The 21,259-nt window shown below is 72.6% G+C and carries 13 protein-coding genes; 7 read left to right on the top strand and 6 right to left on the bottom strand.

From position 1 onward, the window contains the following. Positions 1-5: 5 nt before the first annotated feature. The 4 genes from ACLB9X_RS16085 to fxsT all read left to right on the top strand — a co-directional run bounded on the left by ACLB9X_RS16085 (position 6) and on the right by fxsT (position 7,823). On the top strand, positions 6-3,377 hold the full coding sequence (locus ACLB9X_RS16085) for an SAV_2336 N-terminal domain-related protein (RefSeq protein WP_410361037.1): 3,372 nt from the start codon (positions 6-8) through the stop codon (positions 3,375-3,377). Then, positions 3,374-3,550 (top strand): YxD-tail cyclophane-containing RiPP peptide, encoded by a 177-nt coding sequence (locus ACLB9X_RS16080; protein WP_410361036.1) that lies wholly within the window; start codon positions 3,374-3,376, stop codon positions 3,548-3,550. The genes ACLB9X_RS16085 and ACLB9X_RS16080 overlap by 4 nt, the downstream gene beginning before the upstream one ends. Beyond that, positions 3,547-4,773 carry an FxsB family cyclophane-forming radical SAM/SPASM peptide maturase gene (locus ACLB9X_RS16075; RefSeq protein ID WP_410361035.1) on the top strand — a complete coding sequence of 409 codons (1,227 nt, stop codon included), beginning with the start codon at positions 3,547-3,549 and terminating at the stop codon, positions 4,771-4,773. The genes ACLB9X_RS16080 and ACLB9X_RS16075 overlap by 4 nt, the downstream gene beginning before the upstream one ends. Before the next feature lie 68 nt (positions 4,774-4,841). Then, complete coding sequence (fxsT, locus tag ACLB9X_RS16070) at positions 4,842-7,823, top strand: FxSxx-COOH system tetratricopeptide repeat protein (protein WP_410361034.1); 2,982 nt, start codon at positions 4,842-4,844, stop codon at positions 7,821-7,823. 204 nt (positions 7,824-8,027) lie between these two features. Here fxsT and ACLB9X_RS16065 read toward each other — a convergent pair whose 3' ends face one another. The 5 genes from ACLB9X_RS16065 to ACLB9X_RS16045 form a co-directional block, all read right to left on the bottom strand. Beyond that, entirely contained in the window at positions 8,028-11,837 is a 3,810-nt protein-coding gene (locus tag ACLB9X_RS16065; protein ID WP_410361033.1) for a multifunctional oxoglutarate decarboxylase/oxoglutarate dehydrogenase thiamine pyrophosphate-binding subunit/dihydrolipoyllysine-residue succinyltransferase subunit, read from the bottom strand. Positions 11,838-12,115: 278 nt separating this feature from the next. After that, the gene (locus tag ACLB9X_RS16060) at positions 12,116-13,219 is read right to left on the bottom strand and encodes an ATP-binding protein (RefSeq protein ID WP_410361032.1); all 1,104 of its coding nucleotides are present in this window, start codon (positions 13,217-13,219) and stop codon (positions 12,116-12,118) included. Beyond that, positions 13,216-13,953 carry a response regulator transcription factor gene (locus ACLB9X_RS16055; protein WP_177147533.1) on the bottom strand — a complete coding sequence of 246 codons (738 nt, stop codon included), beginning with the start codon at positions 13,951-13,953 and terminating at the stop codon, positions 13,216-13,218. The genes ACLB9X_RS16060 and ACLB9X_RS16055 overlap by 4 nt, the downstream gene beginning before the upstream one ends. Before the next feature lie 103 nt (positions 13,954-14,056). After that, entirely contained in the window at positions 14,057-14,752 is a 696-nt protein-coding gene (locus ACLB9X_RS16050; RefSeq protein ID WP_410361031.1) for a spermidine synthase, read from the bottom strand. A 544-nt stretch (positions 14,753-15,296) separates the two neighbouring features. Next, positions 15,297-15,938: a GNAT family N-acetyltransferase gene (locus ACLB9X_RS16045; protein WP_410361030.1), complete on the bottom strand. Its 642-nt coding sequence runs from the start codon at positions 15,936-15,938 to the stop codon at positions 15,297-15,299. A gap of 190 nt (positions 15,939-16,128) precedes the next feature. Between ACLB9X_RS16045 and lon the strand changes: the two genes are divergently transcribed. Then, positions 16,129-18,540: an endopeptidase La gene (lon, locus tag ACLB9X_RS16040; RefSeq protein ID WP_410361029.1), complete on the top strand. Its 2,412-nt coding sequence runs from the start codon at positions 16,129-16,131 to the stop codon at positions 18,538-18,540. Between the two features lie 268 nt (positions 18,541-18,808). Continuing rightward, entirely contained in the window at positions 18,809-19,609 is an 801-nt protein-coding gene (locus ACLB9X_RS16035) for a pentapeptide repeat-containing protein (protein ID WP_410361028.1), read from the top strand. A gap of 76 nt (positions 19,610-19,685) precedes the next feature. Here the strand turns inward: ACLB9X_RS16035 and ACLB9X_RS16030 are convergent, their stop codons facing one another. Further along, on the bottom strand, positions 19,686-20,528 hold the full coding sequence (locus ACLB9X_RS16030; RefSeq protein ID WP_410361027.1) for a lysozyme: 843 nt from the start codon (positions 20,526-20,528) through the stop codon (positions 19,686-19,688). A 233-nt stretch (positions 20,529-20,761) separates the two neighbouring features. Here ACLB9X_RS16030 and ACLB9X_RS16025 point away from each other — a divergent pair, with 233 nt between their 5' ends. Further along, on the top strand, positions 20,762-21,244 hold the full coding sequence (locus ACLB9X_RS16025) for a MarR family winged helix-turn-helix transcriptional regulator (RefSeq protein WP_410361026.1): 483 nt from the start codon (positions 20,762-20,764) through the stop codon (positions 21,242-21,244). The last annotated feature ends 15 nt before the right edge of the window (positions 21,245-21,259 follow it).

The following is a 21,259-nucleotide window of genomic DNA, read 5'->3' as shown; positions in this document are numbered from 1 at the left end:
CGACGATGACGGCCGCCTCCCCCCGCGCGCCCGGCGGCGCGAGCGCCGTGCTCACGGCGCTGGTCGCCCGGCTGCGGGAGGCCGATCTCGGCCCCATGGCCGAGGAGGTGGCGGACGCCCTGTGGCTCGCCCGCTGGGTCGGGCCCGCCCACTGGTCCGCGCCTCCGGCCGACGCACCGGAGCTCCCGGCCGGGACCTCCGCCGATCCGCCCGCCCACGAACCGCCGTCCACCACGCCCGGCCCCGCCGGCAACGCCGCCGCACCGCCCGAGGGGCGCGCGGGGCTGCGCTCACCCCACACCGACGGCGTCGGTACGGCCGGCGGCGCCGACCGGCGCGGAGGCCTGCCCGTCCGGGTGCCCACCGCCCCCACGCTGCCCGACGCACTGGCCCTGCAGCGCGCGTTACGCCCCCTGCAGCAGTTCCGTTCGCCGTCCCTGCCCGTGCGCCGCGTCCTCGACGAGCAGGCCACCGCGCACAACGCCGCCGAAACCGGGCTCACCCTTCCCGTGCTGCGGCCCTCGCGGCGGCGCGAGGCGCGCGCCCAGCTGCTGATGGACGTCTCGTCGTCCACCATCGTCTGGGAACAGACCCTCGACGAACTCCGCGAGATCTTCGAACGGGCAGGTGCTTTCCGCGAGGTGCGCGTGCTCTACCTGCACGAGCACGCCGACGGCAGCCCCGGGGCATCGACCGTGCTCAGGCCCGGCCCACGGCGGCTGCGGCCGCCGGCGCAGTTCGCCGACCCCACCGGCAAGCAGCTCACCCTGCTGCTCAGCGACTGCGCGGGACCGATGTGGCGCAGCGGCGCCCTGCACCGGCTGCTGCACCGCTGGGCCGCAGCCGGCCCGGTCGCCGTCGTCCAGCCGCTGCCCCAGCGCATGTGGCGCAACACCCATCTGCCCGCCTGGCCCGGTTTGTTGCGGAGGCCGGAGGGCCCGGCCGGGCGGCTGGAGTTCCTGTCGCCGGACCGGCCGCCGCGCCACGCGGTCCCCGTACCGGTGCTGGCGCCGCACCGTGTGGCCCTGGAGACCTGGGCCCGGCTGCTGTCCGGCTCCGGCGAGCTGACACTGCGCGCCGCAGCCGGGTGGGTCGACCCCGACCCGCTCCCCGCGCCCGCCCCGGCGGCGGGAAGCGGTGACGTTCCCGCCGACGAGCGGCTGCGGGCCTTCCGCCGCCACGCCTCTCCGGCAGCCGTCCGGCTCGCCCGGTGGCTGTCCACCGCACCCCTCCAGCTGCCGGTGATGCAGCTCGTGCAGCGCGCCATGCTGCCGGGCAGCGGTCCCGACGTCCTCGCCGAAGTGCTCCTCGGGGGACTGCTCAGACGCAGCGACAACGGCACCGGTGACCCCGCCTACACCTTCCACGACGACGTCAGGGAGGAGCTGAACGGTCAACTCGGCCCGGGGGACGCCGAGCTGGCCTTCAAGCACCTGTCCCGCTACGTCGAAAGCCGCTTCGGCCGCACCGTACGGAACTTCCCGGCGATGGCGGCGGCCTACCTGTCGGGGACCGTCGAGCGGCCCGGGCCGCCCACCGGGGCAGACAGCGATCCGCTGCTGCGCGAGTTCGCGGTGGTCTCGACCCGCGTGCTGCGCCGCTCACTGCCCACGTCCGCGCGGCCGGTCGCCGGCACACCTCAGGCCGGGCCCGGCGACCTCGCCGACCGGGCCAGGGAACGGCTGGCCCGCTTCCGTGAACAGGGCACGGCACGGGACCTGGACCGGGGAGTCGAACTGCTCGCAGGGGCCGTCAGGACCGAACGCCGCTCCACCGCACGGGCGCTGCTCAACGCCGAGCTGGCCGACGCGCTGCTGGAGCGCTGGGACGTGCGCAGGCTCGGGGAGGACCTCAAGGACGCGCTCGCGGCGGCGGAGGCGGCCGCGAGCGCACTGCGCTCCGCCCACCGGACCGTCGCCGACGTGCTGCTGATGACGGCCGACGAGGTGAGTGCCGCGGGCCCGGACACCGACACGGTGCCCGTACGGTTCAGGGACCGCGTCGAGGAGGCGGGCCTGCGCGACGACCCCCTCGCGCTGCGCTACGTGCTGCTGGAGGCGGCCGACCGTGCCCTCGCCGAGGCGGCACGGGCCGAGGGCGACGAGGGCCGGGAGGCGGCGATCGTCCGGATCGGGGTCCTGCAGGAGCTGGCCACCGCGTTCGGCGAGCAGGCCGTGCTGCTGCACCGTCCGCCGCCCGCCGACCCGGAGCGGTGGTACGAGACGAAGACGGCCGAGACCGTCGAGGTGCTCGACGCGGTGGTCGACACGGACCCCGTGCCCGCGCGCTACTTCCGCGGCCGGGTGCACGCCCTCCTGGCCCGCCACCGCGCGGGCGCCGGCGCGGCCGCGGAGCTCGTGCGGGAGACGGCCGAGCGTGCCCGCGACGACCTGCTCGCGGCGCTGCCCGACCTGGCGCTGCTGCTCCCCGAAGCGGGCGGCACGGGCGCGCCGGACGATCCGGCCGCGGCGCAGGAGCCCTGGACCCCGGACGCCAGGGACGTCGTCGCGGGCTGGACGGAGTTGGCCGAGTCGTGCGAGCTGGCCCTGACCGGACTCGACGAGGAGAGCGGCCGGCAGCGTGCCCTGGCGGCCCTCGCCGAGGCCCGTGCCGTCGCCGAGGCCCACGCGTCGGGTGCGGAACGCGACGACCTGCTCGCCGACTGCGCCGAGCGGATCGCGCTGATCGAGAGCCGCAGGTTCCAGGAGGCGGCGGACGGCGCCGGTCGGCACCTCGACCGAGCCGTCGACGCCCTCGCCGAGGCGGTGCGCCTGACGCCCGCCGACAGCCCGCTGCACGCCGGGCGGCTGGAGAGTCACGGCAACGCCCTGCTCGACCGCGTCCGCACCGGCCGGGCCGGTGACATCGGCGATGCGGTGCGCCTCTTGCGGCAGTCCCTCGCCGAAACGCCGTCCGGTGCCCCGGAGCTGGCCTACCGGCGGCTACTGCTGGGCATGGCCCTCTTGCTGCGGTTCGAGGCGACGGACGCCCTCACCGATCTCCACGAGGCCGACTGGATACTCGGTGCCGCAGCCCGCGGTGCCGACTCCGCCGAGGTGGCGGCCAACGCCCACGCAGCACGGGGCTCGGTCGCGAGCCGGCTCGGCAGGCGCACCGGATCCACGGCCCGGCTCGCCGCGGCCGCCGCGCACTACCGCAACGCGGCCGAGGCGGCGCTCTCCTCGGACGCGCCCGAGCTCGCCGCCCGGTTCACCGAGGCACGGGCGCAGCTGCTCGAACTCACCGCAGGGCCCGGCCGTGCGCTCGACGAGTACCGCAGGGCGCTCGACCTCCTCACCGAGCACGGGGGCGAGCGGTCCTCGGACGCCGAACGGCTGCGCGAGGACGTGCGCAGGCTCGAATCGGGTGACGCATGACGTCGCCCTCGGACGACAGCGGCACACCCCTGCCCGCGTTCGGCACCCTCGCCGCCTTCGCCCGCGACGGCGGCACCACCGGCCACCCCGTGCTCGACGCGGTCCTCGCCGGACTCGGGGAGCGGGCGGCGGAGGCCGCACCCGCCGTGGCGTACTACGAGGACGCGCCGTGATCGCGCGGACCGTTCCGCACTGGCCGCACCGCACCCTGGACGTCGCCGGCCTGCGGCCGGTCCCGCTGCGGCAGTTCGTGCTGAAGGTCCACAGCCGGTGCAACCTCGCCTGCGACTACTGCTACATCTACCGCGGCCCCGACCACAGCTGGCGCCGCAGACCGGCACGAGTGGCCGACGCGACCGTGGCGCGGACGGCGCAGCGCATCGCCGAGCACGTGAGCACCCACTCCCTGGACCGCATCCGCATCGAACTGCACGGCGGCGAGCCCCTGCTGAACGGCCCCGATGGGGTCGTCGCCTACGCTGCGGCGGTGCGCCGGGCCGTACCGGACGGCTGCCGGGTCGCCCCGTCCGTGCAGACCAACGGGACCCTCCTGACCGAGCGCACGCTCGACCGGCTCGCCGCCGAGGGCATCCGCGTCGGGCTGAGCCTCGACGGCGGCACCCCGCACCTCAACCGGCGGCGGGCCGGCCACGACGGACGGCCCTCCTGGCCGGCCGCGGCGCGCGCCGCCGCCCTGCTTGCCCGCCGCGGCGACCAGTACGCCGGAATCCTCAGCACCATCGACCTGGCGAGCGCACCGGCCGAGGTCTACGCCTCCCTGCTGGACCTCGCCCCTCCCGGCCTGGACTTCCTGCTGCCGCACGCCCACTGGGGCGCACCCCCGGCCGGTCTCCCGTCCACCGAGCCCGGCCGTCACCGGCCCGGGCCCGCTCCGTACGGCCGCTGGCTGGCCGAGGTCTTCGACCTGTGGTGGGGGTCGGACCGGATGCGGACGAGGATCCGGCTCTTCACCGAGATCCTGGCGCTGCTGCTCGGCAGTTCCAGCACGGCGGAGTCGGTCGGGCTGTCCCCGATGGCGGCCATCGTGGTCGACACGGACGGCGCCATCGAGCAGGTCGACTCCCTCAAGACCGCCTACGCCGGCGCCCCGGCCACCGGACTCGACGTGTTCCGCAACACCTTCGACGAAGCCCTGCGGCACCCTGGAGTCGCCGCCCGCCAGCTGGGCGAGCGGGGCCTCGCACCCGAGTGCCGCGCCTGCCCCGTGCTGCGTGTGTGCGGCGGCGGCAACTACGCCCACCGGTACGCCCCGCGCACCGGCTTCCTGCATCCCAGCGTCTACTGCGCCGACCTCGAGCACCTCATACGGCACATCGCCGGGCGGCTGCGTGACGCGGACGACAGTCGTCACTGTTCGCGAAGGGGCCCTCACTGAGCGGAATCTGACGCACAATCGAAGAGCTTGCGCACGAAGTCGAACGCCTCTGCCGAGGGAGCCCCCGCATGACCGAGGACAGCGACCACATCACGGTCGTCTTCGCCGGACAGAGCGAGTCCTGGGCCAGATGGGTCGAAGGAGAGCTGGAGACCGCGGGGTTCCGTACCGGCCTCGTCCGCTGGGACCCGCTCAGGCGCCCCCCGGAAGACAGCGCGCTCACCGACCTGCTGGCGGCGCCGGGCAGGGTCCTGCTCGTCCTGGACGACTGGTACCTGCGGTTCGACGCCGGACGCTACCGCGCCTGGGCGGACGTGCTGCGCCAGGTCGTGCCCGCCCACCGCGCACAGATCACGGCCGTCAGCGTCACCGCGCACCGGCTCCCCGAGGCCGCCCGCGAGCTGAACCCCGTCCGCCTGCACGGCGTGGGGCGTGAGGAGGCCAAGCAGCGGCTGCTCGCCGCCTGCGGGGTCGCGGTCGACCGGGGCGAGGGCGTCGACCTCGACCGCGGCCTGCGGTTCCCCGACGAGCCGCCGCCCGTGTCCAACCTGGAGCGCCGCAACCGCCGGTTCACCGGCCGCCGGCAGACGCTGGAGCAGCTGCAGCGCATGCTGGCCGCCCAGACCGCCGACGCACCCGCCGACGCCCCGGCCGTCGTCGCCCTGCACGGCTCGGGCGGCATCGGCAAGACCGAGGTGGCCCGCGAGTACGCGCACCGGTACGCGGGCGAGTACGACACCGTCTGGTGGGTCCGGTCGCACACCCCGCTCCTGGCGCGCGAGGACTTCGCCGCCCTCGCCGCGGAGCTCGGCATCCGCGACGGCGGCGAGCTGCGCGGCCTCATCACGGCCGCGCAGCAGGCCCTCGCCCGGTCGAGGCGGCGCTGGCTGATCGTGTACGACGGGGCCGAGGATCCCGAGAGCATCGCGGAACTGCTGCCGCGCGGCCGCGGCCACGTCCTGATCACCACGCACAGCACCTCCTGGTCCGCCCACGGCGCGGAACTCGTCGCGCTGCCGCTCTTCGACCGCGAGGAGAGCGTCGCCTTCGCCTGCCGCCGCGCACCGCGGATCACGGAGGAGGAGGCCGACGAGCTCGCCGACGAGGTCGGTGACGTCCCCATGCTGATCGACCAAATGACGGCCTGGCTCGAGATGCACCCGCTGATCCCCGTACGGCAGTACCTGGAGATCCTGCGGGAGGGCGACCTCAACGTCCTCGGCGTCGTTCCCTCCGGCGACGACCCGAAGCCCTTCCAGGCGGTCTGGTCGACGACGCTCAACACCCTGCGCGAGGAGGCGCCGCACACGCACGAACTCCTCAAGCTGCTGGCCCACTTCTCCGCCGACGTCGTACCGGTCAAACTGCTCCAGTCGGCCCGCTCCTCCGACCTGCCCGAGCACCTGGCAGCCCTCGTCGCCGAGCCCAGCAACTGGAACTCCGCCCTGCGGACGCTCTCCGAGACCACCTCGATGTGGCTGGAGTACGAGACCGGCCCCCACGACGACATCCTCACCGTGGGCACCCTGCGCATGCACCGGCTCTTCCACCGGTTCGTCCGCGACACCCTGCCCGCCAGGGACCGCCGCACGGCGTCGGCGACCGCCTGCCGCGTTCTCGTCGCGGCCGACCCCAGGGAGCCGGCCGCCCCCCGCCACTGGCAGCGCTACGCCGATCTCATCCCGCACCTGGAGTCGTCGGGCGCGCTGGAGTCCACGGACGAGGACGTGCGGCGGCTCGTCCTCAACTGCGTCGAGTACCTGCGCATGCGGGGCGAGTACGCCGTCGGCTGGTCCATCGCCCACAAGGCCCTCGAACACTGGCGCAGCGCGTCCGGCCCGACCGACCGCACCGTCCTGGTCGCCACCCACCAGTACGCCAACATGCTGCGCCGTCTCGGCCGTTACGCGGAGGCCGAGGACGTCGGCCGCGACATCCTCGCCCGGCTCTCCGACGAGCCCGGCGCCCAGGGCATCGAGATACTCCGCGCCATGAACGGCCTCGGCGGCACCCTCATGGCGCTCGCCAAGTACGACGAGGCCCGCGACCTTTACGAGACGGCCACCGCCAGGGCCGTCGAGCTGCTCGGCGACCGGAACGTGCCCCGTACGCTCGCACTCCGCAGCAACCTGGCCCTCGCCGTCGCGCTCCAGGGCCACTACAAGGACTCCCTCGCCCGGCACCAGGAGATTCTCGAAGCCCGCGTCGGGCTCCTCGGCACCCGCAACGCCTACACGCTGCTGTCCGCCCTGCACACGGCCTGGATGCTGCGGCTCCTGGGCCGCTACCGCGAAGCGCTGGTCATCCAGGAGCGGAACACCGCCCTGCACAGCCAGGTGCTCGACCGGGAGCACTCCCAGACGTTGCTCGCCCAGCACAACCTGGCCCTGTGCAAGCGCAGGGACGGCAACCTCCCGTTCGCCCGCTCACTGATGCGCAAGGTCCGCGAGAGGATGACCGCCCGCCGCGGCGCCGCGCATCCGGAGACGCTGCTGGTGTCGGCCGACTACGCGATGCTGCTGCGGGACGCGGGAGAGCTGGATGAGGCCCGCCGGATCGCCGAGTCCACCGCCCGCCTGTACGCGGGCCAGCTCGGCGACGCCCACCCCTACGCCGTCGGCGCGCGGGACAACTGCGGCATCATCCTTCGGACCATGGGCGACCACCGTGCGGCACTCGCGATCGCCGAGGAGTCCATGGCCGCGATGGAACGCGCCCTGAGCCCCGATCACCTCTGGAGCATGGGCTGCGCGATGAACACGGCCTCGGCGAGGGCCGCGGCCGGGGACGCGGACGGGGCGGTGGAGCTCGGCCGCGACGCCGTGGCCCGGGCGGTGGCCCGCGTCGGCGACGACCACGTCCTGACCGTCAACCTCAAGGCCGGGCTCGCCCTCGACCTGCGGGCGACGGGCCGTGGCGGAGAGGCCGAGGAGGCCGGGGAGCAGGCGCTCCGCGTGCTGGCCGACGCGCTCGGCGAGAACCATCCCCAGGTGCGGTACATGCGCGCCGGGGAGAGGCCGTTCTGGGACTTCGAGCCCCAGCCCATCTGAGCTCCCCTCCCGCGCACGGGAACGGCCCGCCACCGATCGCGTCGGTGGCGGGCCGGCGCCGTCGCGGACCGGCAGGTGCCGGGTGGCCTGGTGCGCGAGCAGTACGACCTCGGCGTGGTTCGCCGCCCGGATGCAGAGGGCCCGGCCCCGCGAACTTCTCGCGGGGCCGGGCCGGGTACTGCGTCACGCGGCGGCGCAGCCGCCTCAGGCGTCGAACACCTCGTTGACCAGCTGCTCCTGCTCCTGCTCGTGGCGCTTCTTCGAGCCCACGGCCGGGGACGAGGAGTGCGGCCGCGAGATGCGGCGCAGGCGCTCGCCGTGCGGGACGTCCGCGCCGACTGCCAGGTCCAGATGGTCGATCAGGTTGAGCGCGATGAACGGCCAGGCACCCTGGTTCGCCGGCTCCTCCTGGGCCCACAGGTACTTCTCTGCGTTCGGGAACTTGGCGATCTCGGCCTGCAGCTCCGCACCCGGCAGCGGGTACAGGCGCTCCAGGCGGATGATCGCCGTGTCCGTCGCGCCGCGCTTCTTACGCTCGGCGTCGAGGTCGTAGTAGACCTTGCCGGACGTGAAGACGACCTTGCGGACCGCGGCCGGGTCGACGGACTCGTCGCCGATCACCGGGCGGAAGCCGCCGGTGGTGAACTCCTCCGCCTTCGACGCCGCCGCCTTCAGACGCAGCATCGACTTCGGGGTGAAGACGATGAGCGGCTTGTGGTGCGGGTTGTGGACCTGCCAGCGCAGCAGGTGGAAGTAGTTCGACGGCAGGGTCGGCATCGCGACCGTCATGTTGTTCTGCGCGCACAGCTGCAGGAAGCGCTCGGGGCGCGCGGAGCTGTGGTCCGGGCCCTGGCCCTCGTACCCGTGCGGCAGCAGCAGCGTGACGCCGGAGTGCTGGCCCCACTTCTGCTCGGCCGAGGAGATGAACTCGTCGACGACGGTCTGCGCGCCGTTGACGAAGTCACCGAACTGCGCCTCCCACATGACCAGCGCGTCCGGGCGGGCCAGGGAGTAGCCGTACTCGAAGCCCATCGCCGCGTACTCGCTGAGCAGCGAGTCGTAGACGTTGTACCGGGCCTGGTCGTCGGTCAGGTAGAGCAACGGGGTGTAGTCCTCGCCGGTCTCCTGGTCGACCAGCACCGCGTGGCGCTGGCCGAACGTGCCGCGGCGGGTGTCCTGGCCGGACAGCCGGACCGGGGTGCCCTCCATCAGCAGCGAGCCGATGGCCAGCGTCTCGCCCATGCCCCAGTCGATCGTGCCGTCCTCGACGGAGGCGGCGCGGCGCTGCATCTGCGGCATCAGACGCGGGTGCACCTTGACGTGGTCCGGGATGTTGACCTGGGACTCGGCGATCCGCTTGACGATCTCCTGGGAGACCGCCGTGCTCACCGCGACCGGGAACTCGGCCTGGGTGTCCGGGACATGCACCGTGGCCGGGGCGGAGGTGGCCTCGCGGACCTCCGCGAACACCTTCTCCAGCTGGCCCTGGAAGTCCTGGAGCGCCTGCTCGGCCTCTTCCAGCGTGATGTCGCCGCGACCGATCAGCGACTCGGTGTAGAGCTTGCGCACCGAGCGCTTCTTGTCGATCAGGTTGTACATCTGCGGGTTGGTGAACTGCGGGTTGTCGCCCTCGTTGTGACCGCGGCGGCGGTAGCAGATGAGGTCGATCACGACGTCCTTGTTGAACGCCTGGCGGAACTCGAAGGCGAGCCGCGCGACGCGGACCACGGCCTCCGGGTCGTCGCCGTTCACGTGGAAGATCGGCGCCTCGATCATGCGGGCCACGTCGGTCGCGTACATCGACGAACGCGACGACTCCGGGGCGGCGGTGAAGCCGACCTGGTTGTTGATGACGATGTGGACCGTGCCGCCGGTGCGGTAGCCGCGCAGCTGCGACATGTTCAGCGTCTCGGCCACGACGCCCTGGCCGGCGAAGGCCGCGTCGCCGTGCAGGGCGACCGGCAGGACGGTGAAGTCCGTGCCGCCCTTGTTGATGACGTCCTGCTTGGCGCGGGCGACACCCTCGAGGACCGGGTCGACGGCCTCCAGGTGGGAGGGGTTGGCGACCAGCGACACCTTGATCTGCTCGCCGTCGAGACCGGTGAACGTGCCCTCGGCGCCCAGGTGGTACTTCACGTCGCCGGAGCCGTGCATCGACTTCGGGTCGAGGTTGCCCTCGAACTCGCGGAAGATCTGCGCGTACGACTTGCCGACGATGTTCGCCAGCACGTTCAGGCGGCCGCGGTGGGCCATGCCGATGACGACCTCGTCCAGGCGCGACTCGGCCGCGGAGTCGATGACCGCGTCGAGCAACGGGATGACGGACTCGCCGCCCTCCAGCGAGAAGCGCTTCTGGCCGACGTACTTGGTCTGCAGGAAGGTCTCGAAGGCCTCCGCCGCGTTGAGCCGGCGCAGGATGCGCAGCTGCTCCTCGCGCTCCGGCTTGTGGTGCGGGCGCTCCACCCGGTCCTGCAGCCACTTGCGCTGCTTCGGGTCCTGGATGTGCATGAACTCGATGCCGGTGGTGCGGCAGTACGACTCGCGCAGCACGCCCAGGATGTCGCGCAGCTTCATCATCGACTTGCCGGCGAACCCGCCGACCGCGAACTCGCGCTCCAGGTCCCACAGGGTGAGGCCGTGCTCGGTGATGTCCAGGTCGGGGTGCTTGCGCTGGCGGTACTCCAACGGGTCGGTGTCGGCCATGACATGGCCGCGGACCCGGTAGGAGTGGATCAGCTCGAAGACGCGCGCGGCCTTGGTGACGTCGTCGTCGTGCGAGGTGTCGATGTCCTTGAGCCAGCGGACCGGCTCGTAGGGGATGCGCAGCGACTCGAAGATCTCGTCGTAGAAGTTCTCCGCGCCCAGGAGGAGGTTGGCGACGATCCGCAGGAACTCGCCCGACGCGGCGCCCTGGATGACGCGGTGGTCGTACGTGCTCGTGAGGGTCATCACCTTGGAGATGCCCAGCTTGTTCAGGGTGTCCTGCGAGGTGCCCTGGAACTCGGCGGGGTAGTCCATGGAACCGACGCCCATGATGACCGACTGGCCGGGCATCAGACGCGGCACGGAGTGGACGGTGCCGAGACCGCCGGGGTTGGTCAGCGAGACGGTGACGCCGGTGAAGTCGTCCATCGTCAGCTTGTTGTTGCGGGCGCGGCGGACGATGTCCTCGTAGGCCTGCCAGAACTCGAAGAAGTTCAGCGTCTCGGCCTTCTTGATGCCCGCGACGACCAGCTGGCGGTCGCCGTTCGGCTTCACCAGGTCGATGGCCAGACCGAAGTTGACGTGGTCCGGCTTGACCAGGGTGGGCTTGCCGTCCTTCTCCGCGTACGACCAGTTCATCGACGGCATGGCCTTGATGGCCTGCACCATCGCGTAGCCGATGAGGTGCGTGAAGGAGATCTTCCCGCCCCGGGCGCGCTTGAGGTGGTTGTTGATGACGATGCGGTTGTCGAACAGCAGCTTCACCGGGACGGCGCGCACGGACGTGGCCGTGGGCAGCTCCAGCGAGGCGTTCATGTTCTTCGCGACCGCGGCGGCCGGGCCGCGCAGCGTCACGAGCTCGGGGCCGGCGGGCGCCTCGGTCTCCGGCTTGGCCGCGGGCTTCGCGGCGGGCGCGGCCTTCGGCGCCGGGGCCGGGGCCTTGGCCGGAGCGGCCGCCGCCGGGGCCGGGGCGGCCTGCGCGGGGGCGGCGGGCTGGGCCGCGGGCTTCGCCGGGGCGGCGGAGGCGGCCTGTGCGGGTGCCGCCTCCTTTGCCGCGGGAGCGCTCGGAGCGGTGGTGGGGGCCGCGGCGGCGGGCGCCGCCTTGTCCTTGTCCGCCGCGCCGGCGGCACCCGGCTTGTAGTCGGCGAAGAAGTCCCACCAGGCACGATCGACCGAATTCGGGTCCTGGAGGTACTGCTGGTAGATCTCGTCGACGAGCCACTCATTGGCTCCGAACGCGGCGGCAGGGTTCTGACCCTGCCCGCCTTGGTCGGTCGAGAGACTCGAGTTACTGGGGGACTGAGACGACACGGCGAGAACCGCCCTCTTCCGCTTCACAAGGTGATGGACAGCGGAAATAAAGGCTACGCCTCCCTGGCCGGGAGGTGCAGGCCGGGCGGGCCATCGTCGCGCAAGTCACACCGAAAGGCGGGTTTCGGGGTTGTGAATGGCGGGAAACAAGCGAGGTTCCGGTTCGGTGAGGGTACGCGTCATCGCGGCTGCAGCCCTGTGGCCTGCAGTCTTTCCCTTGCCCCGGACGAGTCCTGCCCCCAACACGCAGAACAAGTCCCTCCGCTTCGAACCCTACGTCAACCTCTGGGTGACGGGAGACCGGGCAGGGTGACGCGGATCCGGCAGCCGCGAGCCGATTCGGCCACTCCGATGCGGCCGCCGTGCAGATCCACCGCCCACCGCGCGATCGCGAGGCCCAGGCCCGTGCCCCCGTCGCTGCCCGGACCGTGCGGCGAGGCGACCTGGCCCCGGTTGAACCGTTCGAACACCCGGTGGCGCTCCTGCTCCGGGATGCCCGGGCCCTCGTCGACCACTTCCAGGTCCAGCGACTCCCGGCCGTAGCCGCGCCGGGCCCGTACCGTCACGCGGCCGTGCGGAGGCGAGTGCTTGACCGCGTTGTCGATGAGGTTCGCCACCACCTGGTGCAGCCGCTCGGCGTCCGCGTGCGCGGTCAGCTCCGGCGGGAACACGTCGAGGTGCAGATGGACGTCGGTACGGGTGTGGTGGCCGGAGCCGGAGGCGAGGCCGCGCTGGGAGGACGCGAGATTGGCCTCCTTCAGCACGCCCGACAGATAGGGCCACACCTCGAAGCGGCGGGCCTTGAGCGGGACCACGCCGTTGTCGAGCCGGGACAGGTCGAGCAGTGTCTCCACGAGCCGGCCGAGGCGCTCGGTCTGCTTCAGCGCCGTGCGCATCGTCTCCGGGTCGGCGGCCGAGACCCCGTCGACCACGTTCTCCAGCACGGCGCGCAGCGCGGCGATCGGCGTGCGCAGCTCGTGCGAGACGTTGGCGACCAGCTCCTTGCGGTGCCGGTCCACGGCCTCCAGGTCGTCGGCCATGCGGTTGATCGTGGAGGCCAGGTCGCCCAGCTCGTCGCGGCGGTCGGCGCCGCGCACCCGGCGCGTGTAGTCCCCGTGCGAAATCCCCTTGGCGACGGTGTTCATCTCGTCCAGCGGCGCGGTCAGGCCGTGCGCCACGAACTGGGTGATCAGCAGGGTGGCGATGATCGTGAAGACGGTGATGAAGCGGATCTCGGTCTTGCTGTGGAAGGCCATCAGCATCAGACCGGTCGTGATGAAGACCGAGACGACGACGAGCGTGCTGAGCTTGGTCTTGATCGAGATCGCGATGGAGGCGGCCCCCGGCCGCCCGCGCCCTCGCCCGCGGGGACGCCGGGTCATGGCGTCGGCGTCTCCAGCGCGTACCCGACGCCGTGGACCGTGCGGATGCGCTCGGCCCCGATCTTCCGGCGGAGCGCCTTGATGTGGCTGTCGACGGTACGGGTGCCGGAGGCGTCCGCCCAGTCCCACACCTCGGCCAGCAGCTGCTCACGAGAGAGCACCGCGCGCGGGGTGTTCGCCAGGCACACCAGCAGGTCGAACTCGGTCGGCGTCAGATGCACGTCCTCGGCCCGCACCCGCACCCGGCGCTGGGCGTGGTCGATCTCCAGCTCGCCGAGGCGCAGGATGCCGCTGCGCGGCGTGACGGCGGCCAGCGCGGCGCGCTCCACGCGGCGCAGCAGTACGTGCACCCGGGCGGCCAGTTCGCGCATGGAGAACGGCTTGGTCATGTAGTCGTCCGCGCCGACGCCGAGACCGACCAGCATGTCCGTCTCGTCGTCACGGGCAGTGAGCATCAGCACCGGGACCGGCCGCTGGGCCTGCACCCGGCGGCAGACCTCCAGGCCGTCGAAGCCGGGCAGCATCACGTCGAGGACCATCAGGTCCGGCTGCCACGCCTCGGCCGCGTCGACGGCCGCCGGGCCGTCGAGGGCCGTCTGGACCAGGAAGCCCTCGGCGCGCAGCCGTGCGGCGATGGCGTCGACGATCGTGGCGTCGTCCTCGACGACCAGCACCCGGCGCTGGGCCCCTGGGGTGGCCGCGACCCCGTTGTGCGTGGTGTGTGTCTGCTCCATCGCCCCGCCCCTGTACCTGTTTCACCGCTTGCTGCACGTGGATCCGGATCGAGGTAGATCCCGTGTGTGTCCCAGCAGCGTAAGGGCATCGACCGCGTCCCGGCTACGCAGGGCGAACACCGAGGTGGACCACGTCGGGTACTCCTCGGGCAAGGCGGATCTCTTCGGTTCTTACCCCGGTGAAACCGGCATTCCGCAACGCATCCTCGAACGCGGCGGAGGGCTGTGCGGACCACACGGCGAGTACGCCGCCGGGCTTCAACGCCCGGTGACAGGCGGCGAGTCCGGCCGGTGAGTACAGTTCCCCGTTGCCCTCGGTGACCGTCCAGTCGGGGCCGTTGTCAATGTCCAGACACATGGCGTCGTACTGGTCGTCCGTCGTCCCCAGATACGCGACGAGGTCCGTGTGAAGGATCACGCACCGAGGGTCGGCGAGGGCGTCGCCGGAGATCGCCGCGAGCGGCCCCGAGCGGTGCCAGTCGATGATCGCCTGCTCCCGCTCGACGACCGCGATCCGCCGCCAGTGGTCCCCGGCGGCGGCGTGCGCCAGGGAGAACCCGACGCCGAGCCCGCCGATGAGCACGCTCGGCGCGACGTTCCCCGTCTCCAGGGCGTCGTATGCGGCATCGATCAGCAGCCGCTCCGAGCGCCCGTCGGAGGTGTCCATCAGGAAGCACCCGTTCGCGATGATCTCGTGGACCGCCGCGTCCCCGTCCCCGCGTCTGCGCAGTACGACCTCCCCGAAGGGCCCCTCGCGCCGGTCGAGGGTGACGGGGGCGTCGCTGACGGGGAACGGCATCGGGTGACCTCCGGGCGGCAGGCGGGTGACGACAGGGATCTGGGCCCATTGTGTCGGGCCGCCGATCGGTGGGCCAAACCCTTTCCCGGGCGTGGCCGGGCCCGGCCGCCTCCTCGCGCCGGTCAGGCGGGGCCGCGGGCCGGGCCGCCTCCTCGCGCCGGTCAGGCGGGGCCGCGGGCCGGGCCGCGCCAGGCGTGGAGAGCGGCACCGCACCTGAAGGCTGCGAGCGCCACCGCCCACGCCCCGGCCCGGTCGCCGGGCTGCATCGGGCAGGCCCAGACCTGTGCCGCACCGCCGTGCGCCCTGGGCGCGCCCAGGCAGACCGCGGTGAGGTAGGCGAACGCGGGCAGCCGGCTCAGGCGCGCCCCGATCGCGACGGCGCCGCCGTGATCCCGGCATGCCGAGCGCCTCCGTGTCCCCGCGGGCGACCGCGCGCAGCAGCGCCGCGTCGTCCCGCTCTCCCCCCCGAGGGGTTCATCGGTCTCACGTCTTCCCTGTCGCCCCGGGGCGGGCCGCCGGTTCACGCCCGGCCGGACCGGTGCCGTCAGCCGGTTGCGGGGGCGTGGAACAGGCTCACCAGCGGGGCCTGCACCTGCCAGCCCAGCGATTCGTACAGCGCCCGGCCGTCGGGGGTGCCGCCGAGGACGCCGGTCGTGGCGCCGTGCTCCAGCGCCGCGTTGTGGAGGGTGTGCATGACGAGCCGACCGAGGCCCTTGCGGCGGTGCTCGGGGGCGGTCTCGATCTGGTCGACGACAGCGGTGTCCCCGGTCGGCGCGATCTGGCCGCGCGCGGCGAACGAACCGTCGGCGGCGACCACCAGCAGCCGGGTCACGCCGCCCCGCGTCCAGCGCTTGAGGGTGTAGCCGTCCGGCACCTCGGGCGCAGGCGTGCGGCGCAGCCTCGTCCGCATCAGCCAGCCGGGCTCGTCGATCCGCCAGGCGGGTCCCGCCCATGCGACGACGTCCGCGGGCTCGGCGAAGACCTTGAGCCACACGGTGGGCGCGGCGACCTCGGCGGCGACCTTGCGGACGGTGGCCTCGTCGTCGGCGGTCAGGACGTGGCGCGTGGCGTGCGTGACCTGGCCGACGTCGACGGTCAAGCCCCACGGTCGGACCACGGGCTCGGCCGCGCCCCGGGACACGACCCAGCCGCGGACCCAGGCGGCTGTAATGGCTGAAGTCTGCATGGGGCTATTACACACGGCGCCGTCTCCGGGCGCCAGACCGGAGCACGGTCGGGCGGGGAAGCGGCAGGTGACGGCGCCCTTCTCGATGCGCGAGGGGCTGATCGCTCAGAGCGAACAAGGCCCGGGGAACATTCTCGGGCTCATATGAATTGAGTCGGTACAGCTCAACTTGACTGCCTAAGGGGAGATCATGGCTGCCGATTTCACGGCTCACTCACCGCTCACCCTGCCCGTCCTGCCGCTGGACGACGAGGTCGTACTGCCCGGCATGGTCGTGCCGCTCGACCTGTCCGACACCGACGTACGGGCCGCGGTCGAGGCCGCCCAGGCTGCCGCCCGTCCCTCCGGCAACAAGCCGAAGGTGCTGCTCGTTCCCCGCGTGGACGGCACCTACGCCGCCACGGGAGTCCTCGGCACGGTCGAACAGGTCGGCCGGCTGTCCGACGGCGATCCCGGCGCGCTCATCCGCGGCGTCGGCCGCGTCCGCATCGGCGCCGGCACCACCGGCCCCGGCGCGGCCCTGTGGGTCGAGGGCGCCGTGGTCGAGGAGACCGTTCCCGATCCTCTGCCCGGTGCCGTCACGGAGCTGGCCAAGGAGTACAAGGCGCTCGCCACCGACTGGCTGAAGAAGCGCGGTGCCTGGCAGGTCGTCGACCGCGTGCAGCAGATCGAGGGGATCTCGCAGCTCGCCGACAACTCCGGATACTCACCGTTCCTGACCACCGCCCAGAAGATCGAGCTGCTGGAGACCACCGACCCGGTGGCCCGGCTCAAGCTCGCCACGGAGCAGCTGCGCGACCACCTGGCCGAGCAGGACGTGGCCGAGTCGATCGCCAAGGACGTCCAGGAAGGCGTGGACAAGCAGCAGCGCGAGTTCCTGCTGCGCCGCCAGCTGGACGCCGTGCGCAAGGAGCTGCGCGAGCTCAACGGCCAGGAGGGCGAGGACGAGTCCGACGACTACCGCGCCCGCGTCGAGGCCGCGGACCTGCCCGAGAAGGTGCGGGAGGCCGCCCTCAAGGAGGTCGAGAAGCTGGAGCGGGCGAGCGACCAGTCGCCCGAGGGCTCCTGGATCCGCACCTGGCTCGACACCGTCCTCGAACTGCCCTGGAACGAGCGCACCGAGGACGCCTACGACATCCAGGGCGCCAAGGCGACCCTCGACGCCGAGCACGCGGGCCTGCAGGACGTGAAGGAGCGGATCACCGAGTACCTGGCGGTGCGCAAGCGGCGTGCCGAGCGGGGTCTCGGGGTCGTCGGCGGCCGCAGGGGCGGCGCGGTGCTGGCCCTCGTCGGCCCGCCCGGCGTCGGCAAGACGTCGCTCGGCGAGTCCGTGGCGCACGCGATGGGCCGCAAGTTCGTGCGCGTCGCGCTCGGCGGCGTACGGGACGAGGCGGAGATCCGGGGCCACCGGCGCACCTACGTCGGTGCCCTGCCCGGCCGTATCGTTCGCGCGATCAAGGAGGCCGGTTCCATGAACCCGGTCGTCCTGCTCGACGAGATCGACAAGGTCGGCTCCGACTTCCGCGGCGACCCGGCGGCGGCTCTGCTCGAAGTCCTCGACCCCGCGCAGAACCACACCTTCCGCGACCACTACCTGGAGGTCGAACTCGACCTCAGCGACGTCGTCTTCCTCGCCACCGCCAACGTGCTGGAGGCCATCCCCGAGGCCCTGCTCGACCGGATGGAGCTCGTACGGCTCGACGGCTACACCGAGGACGAGAAGATCGTCATCGCCCGGGACCACCTCGTGCCGCGCCAGCTGGAGCGGGCGGGCCTGGAGGCCGGCGAGGTCACGCTGGACGACTCGGCGCTGCGCAAGCTGGCCGGGGAGTACACCCGCGAGGCGGGCGTGCGGAACCTGGAGCGGTCCATCGCGCGGCTGCTGCGCAAGGTGGCGGCCCAGCACGAACTGGGCGACCGCGAGCTGCCGTTCACCGTCACCGACGGTGAGCTGCGCGGGCTCATCGGGCGACCGCACCACGTGCCCGAGTCCGCCCAGGACCCGGCCGAGCGCCGCACCGCGGTGCCCGGTGTGGCCACCGGACTGGCGGTGACCGGTGCGGGCGGCGACGTGCTGTTCGTCGAGGCTTCGCTCGCCGACCCGGAGACCGGCGCCGCGGGGCTGACCCTGACCGGCCAGCTCGGCGACGTGATGAAGGAGTCCGCACAGATCGCGCTGAGCTTCCTGCGCTCGCACGGAGCCGAGCTCGAACTGCCGGTCGCCGATCTCAAGGACCGGGGCGTGCACATCCACTTCCCGGCGGGCGCGGTGCCCAAGGACGGCCCGAGCGCGGGCATCACGATGACCACGGCGCTCGCGTCGCTGCTCTCCGGACGCCAGGTGCGCACGGATGTGGCGATGACCGGCGAGGTGTCGCTGACCGGCCGGGTGCTGCCCATCGGCGGCGTGAAGCAGAAGCTGCTGGCGGCGCACCGCGCGGGCATCACGACGGTCGTGATCCCCAAGCGGAACGAGGCCGACTTGGACGACGTGCCGGCCGAGATCCTCGACAAGCTGGAGGTCCACCCGGTCACGGACGTCCGGCAGGTGCTGGAGCTCGCGCTCTCCCCGGCCGAGGTGCCGGTGGCGGCCACGGCCTGACGGTACGGCGGCGGCGTGCGGGCCCGGCGGTGGCGATCCACCGCCGGGCCCGCACGCGTACTCGCGGCCCGCGCACCTGGGCCGCGCCCGTCCCCCGCACCGGTCCCTCGGGCCTGCCCCCGGTCACCGGCCCAGCCAAGTCCCCTGCTCGCGGTCCCTTGACCCGGCCCGTCCCGGCCCCCGGTCGCGGTCGCCCGCTCAGCCAAGTCTCCTGCTCGCGGTCGCGGGCCCGGTCCGCCCCCTGCCCGCCGTCCCGCACAATGGACCGATGACGTCCCTCCAGGCCGACTGCGCGAACTGCTTCGGGCTGTGCTGTGTGGCGCTGCCCTTCACCGCCTCCGCCGACTTCGCCGTGAACAAGGACGCCGGAACGCCCTGCGCCCATCTCCGGGCCGACTTCGGCTGCGGCATCCACAGCCGGCTGCGCGCGAGCGGTTTCCAGGGGTGCACCGTCTACGACTGCTTCGGCGCCGGCCAGCAGGTCTCACAGGTCACCTACGGCGGCACGGACTGGCGCCGGGCGCCACGGACCGCGCAGCAGATGTTCCGGGTCTTCCCCGTCGTACGCCAACTGCACGAGCTGCTCTGGTACCTGAACGAGGCACTGCGGTTTGACGCCGCTCGCGAGGTCCACGGTGCACTGCGCCGGCAGCGGGAGGCCGTCGAGGAGCTGACCCGCCTCGACGCCGACGCGCTGCTGAAGCTGGACGTCGCGGCCCACCGTCACGACGTGAACGTCCTGCTGCTGCGCACCAGCGAACTGGTCCGCGCGGGGATCGGGCAGCGCCGGAAGAAGGACCGCAGGGGCGCGGACCTTATGGGCGCCCGGCTGCGCGGCGCGGATCTGCGCGGGGTGAGCCTGCGCGGCGCGTATCTCATCGCCGCCGACCTCAGCGGCGCCGATCTGCGGCAGGCCGACCTGATCGGGGCCGATCTGCGGGACGCCGACCTGTCCGGCGCGGACCTGACCGGCAGCATCTTCCTCACCCAGCCGCAGGTGAACGCGGCGCGCGGCGACGGCGCCACCCGCCTGCCGAAGGGGCTGACCCGCCCCGCGCACTGGTCGTGACGGCCGGCGCGACGGGACGGGCAGCGGGGGCGGGCACAGCGGGCGGGCGGTGAGGCGCGACGGGGCTCAGCGGGGCTCAGCCGTTGGCGAGCGCCTGGAGGCGGTCGTACGCGCCGTTGAACTTGTTGTGGTCACCGACGATCGGCCCGGACGACGTGTACTGCCACATCGTGTAGTAGGCCCAGCCGGCCGGGAGCTCGCCGGGCGTCGTGTTGTAGCGGGCGATCCAGAGCGGGTTGTACGCGGCGAAGCCGGAATAGTTGCCGGTGCACTGCTTCCACCAGCTGGTCGCCGTGTAGATGACCGCGTCGCGGCCGGTGCGGTACTTGTACCGGTTCAGGAAGTCGCGGATCCAGGTGACCATCCCGGACTGGGACTTGCCGTAGCAGGCGGAGCCGTACGGGTTCCACTCGATGTCGAGCGCGCCCGGCAGGGTCTTGCCGTCCTTCGACCAGCCGCCGCCGTTGTTGACGAAGTAGTCCGCCTGGGCCGCGCCGGAGGTCGTGTCCGGGGTCGCGAAGTGGTACGAACCACGGATCATGCCGATGTTGTATGAGCCGTTGTACTGCTGCGTGAAGTACGTGTTCTTGTAGTACGTGCCCTCCGTGGCCTTGACGTAGGCCCACTTGACGCCGCTGTTCCACAGCGCGGCCCAGTCGACGTTGCCCTGGTGGCTGGAGACGTCGACGCCTTCCGTCTGGACGGCGCGGGTGTCCGGGGGAAGGCCGCCCTGGCCGTCATGGGCGATGACGCCCATGCCCATGTGCGCCGAGCCGCGCTCGGGCCCGGGCTTGGGCTTGGCCTTGGCGTCCGCGGTGGCGGAGCCGGGGGAGACGAGGAGGAGGGAGAGGACTGCGAGGAGAGTGCCGGCCGCAGCGAGCCGCCGGCGTCCGGTCGTTCCGGATCTGTGCACGGGCATGGCGTGCCTCCGAAGACCTCGGGTCGGGGGGTTCGGACGACGTGTCGGCATGCCGTGGCGGGATCTGAATGGTGTGGACATGCCATGAATGACGCTACGCACGTAGAACGCCCCCCGGAAGGGGGCCGGGTCGCCGCCGTTGGTCTACGCCTGCGAAATACTTGCCGAGCTGCGGCGACGCGAGCCGCCGGAGGAAACTTTCATCATCAGGAAAGCGCACGAGGGGTGCTGACGTGCACGAAAGCGGTACGGCGAGTGAAGCCGGCCCCAATGACAGCAGTGGTGCGGACCGCGAATTCCTCGCGCTGGAGCGGGAGTTGTCGGTCTTCCTGCGCCGCGCCAGGGCCTCGTCCGGAGAGATGGCGCGCGAGGTCCACCCCGACCTCGAACCCGCCGCGTATGGTCTGCTCGTCCGTCTGGAGGAGGCCGGACAGCAGCGCGCCACCGAACTCGCCTCATACTTCGGCGTCGGCAAGGCGACCATGAGCCGGCAGCTGCGGGCCCTCGAGGAGCTCGGCCTCGTCACCCGCGAGCCCGATCCCGCGGACGGCCGCGCTTCCCTCGTACGGCTCACGCAGGAGGGAGTGACCCGATTCCGCCATGTGCGCGACGCCCGTCGCGACCGCTACCGGAGCAAGCTGGCCGGCTGGGACCGGCGCGAGGTCGCCGAACTGGCCCGTCTCCTGCACCAGCTGAACGCGCGCGCGGAGGGCTGATCGCGCGGAGGAGCG

The organism is Streptomyces sp. 5K101, assembly GCF_046506645.1.
Classification (GTDB): Bacteria; Actinomycetota; Actinomycetes; order Streptomycetales; family Streptomycetaceae; genus Streptomyces.
This window is presented reverse-complemented; position numbering and strand designations above follow the sequence as displayed.

Bases quoted from the DNA above. Each gene is read 5' to 3' on its own strand.
- fxsT (WP_410361034.1), top strand. From the start codon at position 4,842: ATGACCGAGGACAGCGACCACATCACGGTCGTCTTCGCCGGACAGAGC.
- ACLB9X_RS16080 (WP_410361036.1), top strand. From the start codon at position 3,374: ATGACGTCGCCCTCGGACGACAGCGGCACACCCCTGCCCGCGTTCGGC.
- ACLB9X_RS16085 (WP_410361037.1), top strand. From the start codon at position 6: ATGACGGCCGCCTCCCCCCGCGCGCCCGGCGGCGCGAGCGCCGTGCTC.
- ACLB9X_RS16055 (WP_177147533.1), bottom strand. From the start codon at position 13,953: ATGGAGCAGACACACACCACGCACAACGGGGTCGCGGCCACCCCAGGG.
- ACLB9X_RS16035 (WP_410361028.1), top strand. From the start codon at position 18,809: ATGACGTCCCTCCAGGCCGACTGCGCGAACTGCTTCGGGCTGTGCTGT.
- ACLB9X_RS16045 (WP_410361030.1), bottom strand. From the start codon at position 15,938: ATGCAGACTTCAGCCATTACAGCCGCCTGGGTCCGCGGCTGGGTCGTG.
- ACLB9X_RS16050 (WP_410361031.1), bottom strand. From the start codon at position 14,752: ATGCCGTTCCCCGTCAGCGACGCCCCCGTCACCCTCGACCGGCGCGAG.
- ACLB9X_RS16030 (WP_410361027.1), bottom strand. From the start codon at position 20,528: ATGCCCGTGCACAGATCCGGAACGACCGGACGCCGGCGGCTCGCTGCG.
- lon (WP_410361029.1), top strand. From the start codon at position 16,129: ATGGCTGCCGATTTCACGGCTCACTCACCGCTCACCCTGCCCGTCCTG.
- ACLB9X_RS16060 (WP_410361032.1), bottom strand. From the start codon at position 13,219: ATGACCCGGCGTCCCCGCGGGCGAGGGCGCGGGCGGCCGGGGGCCGCC.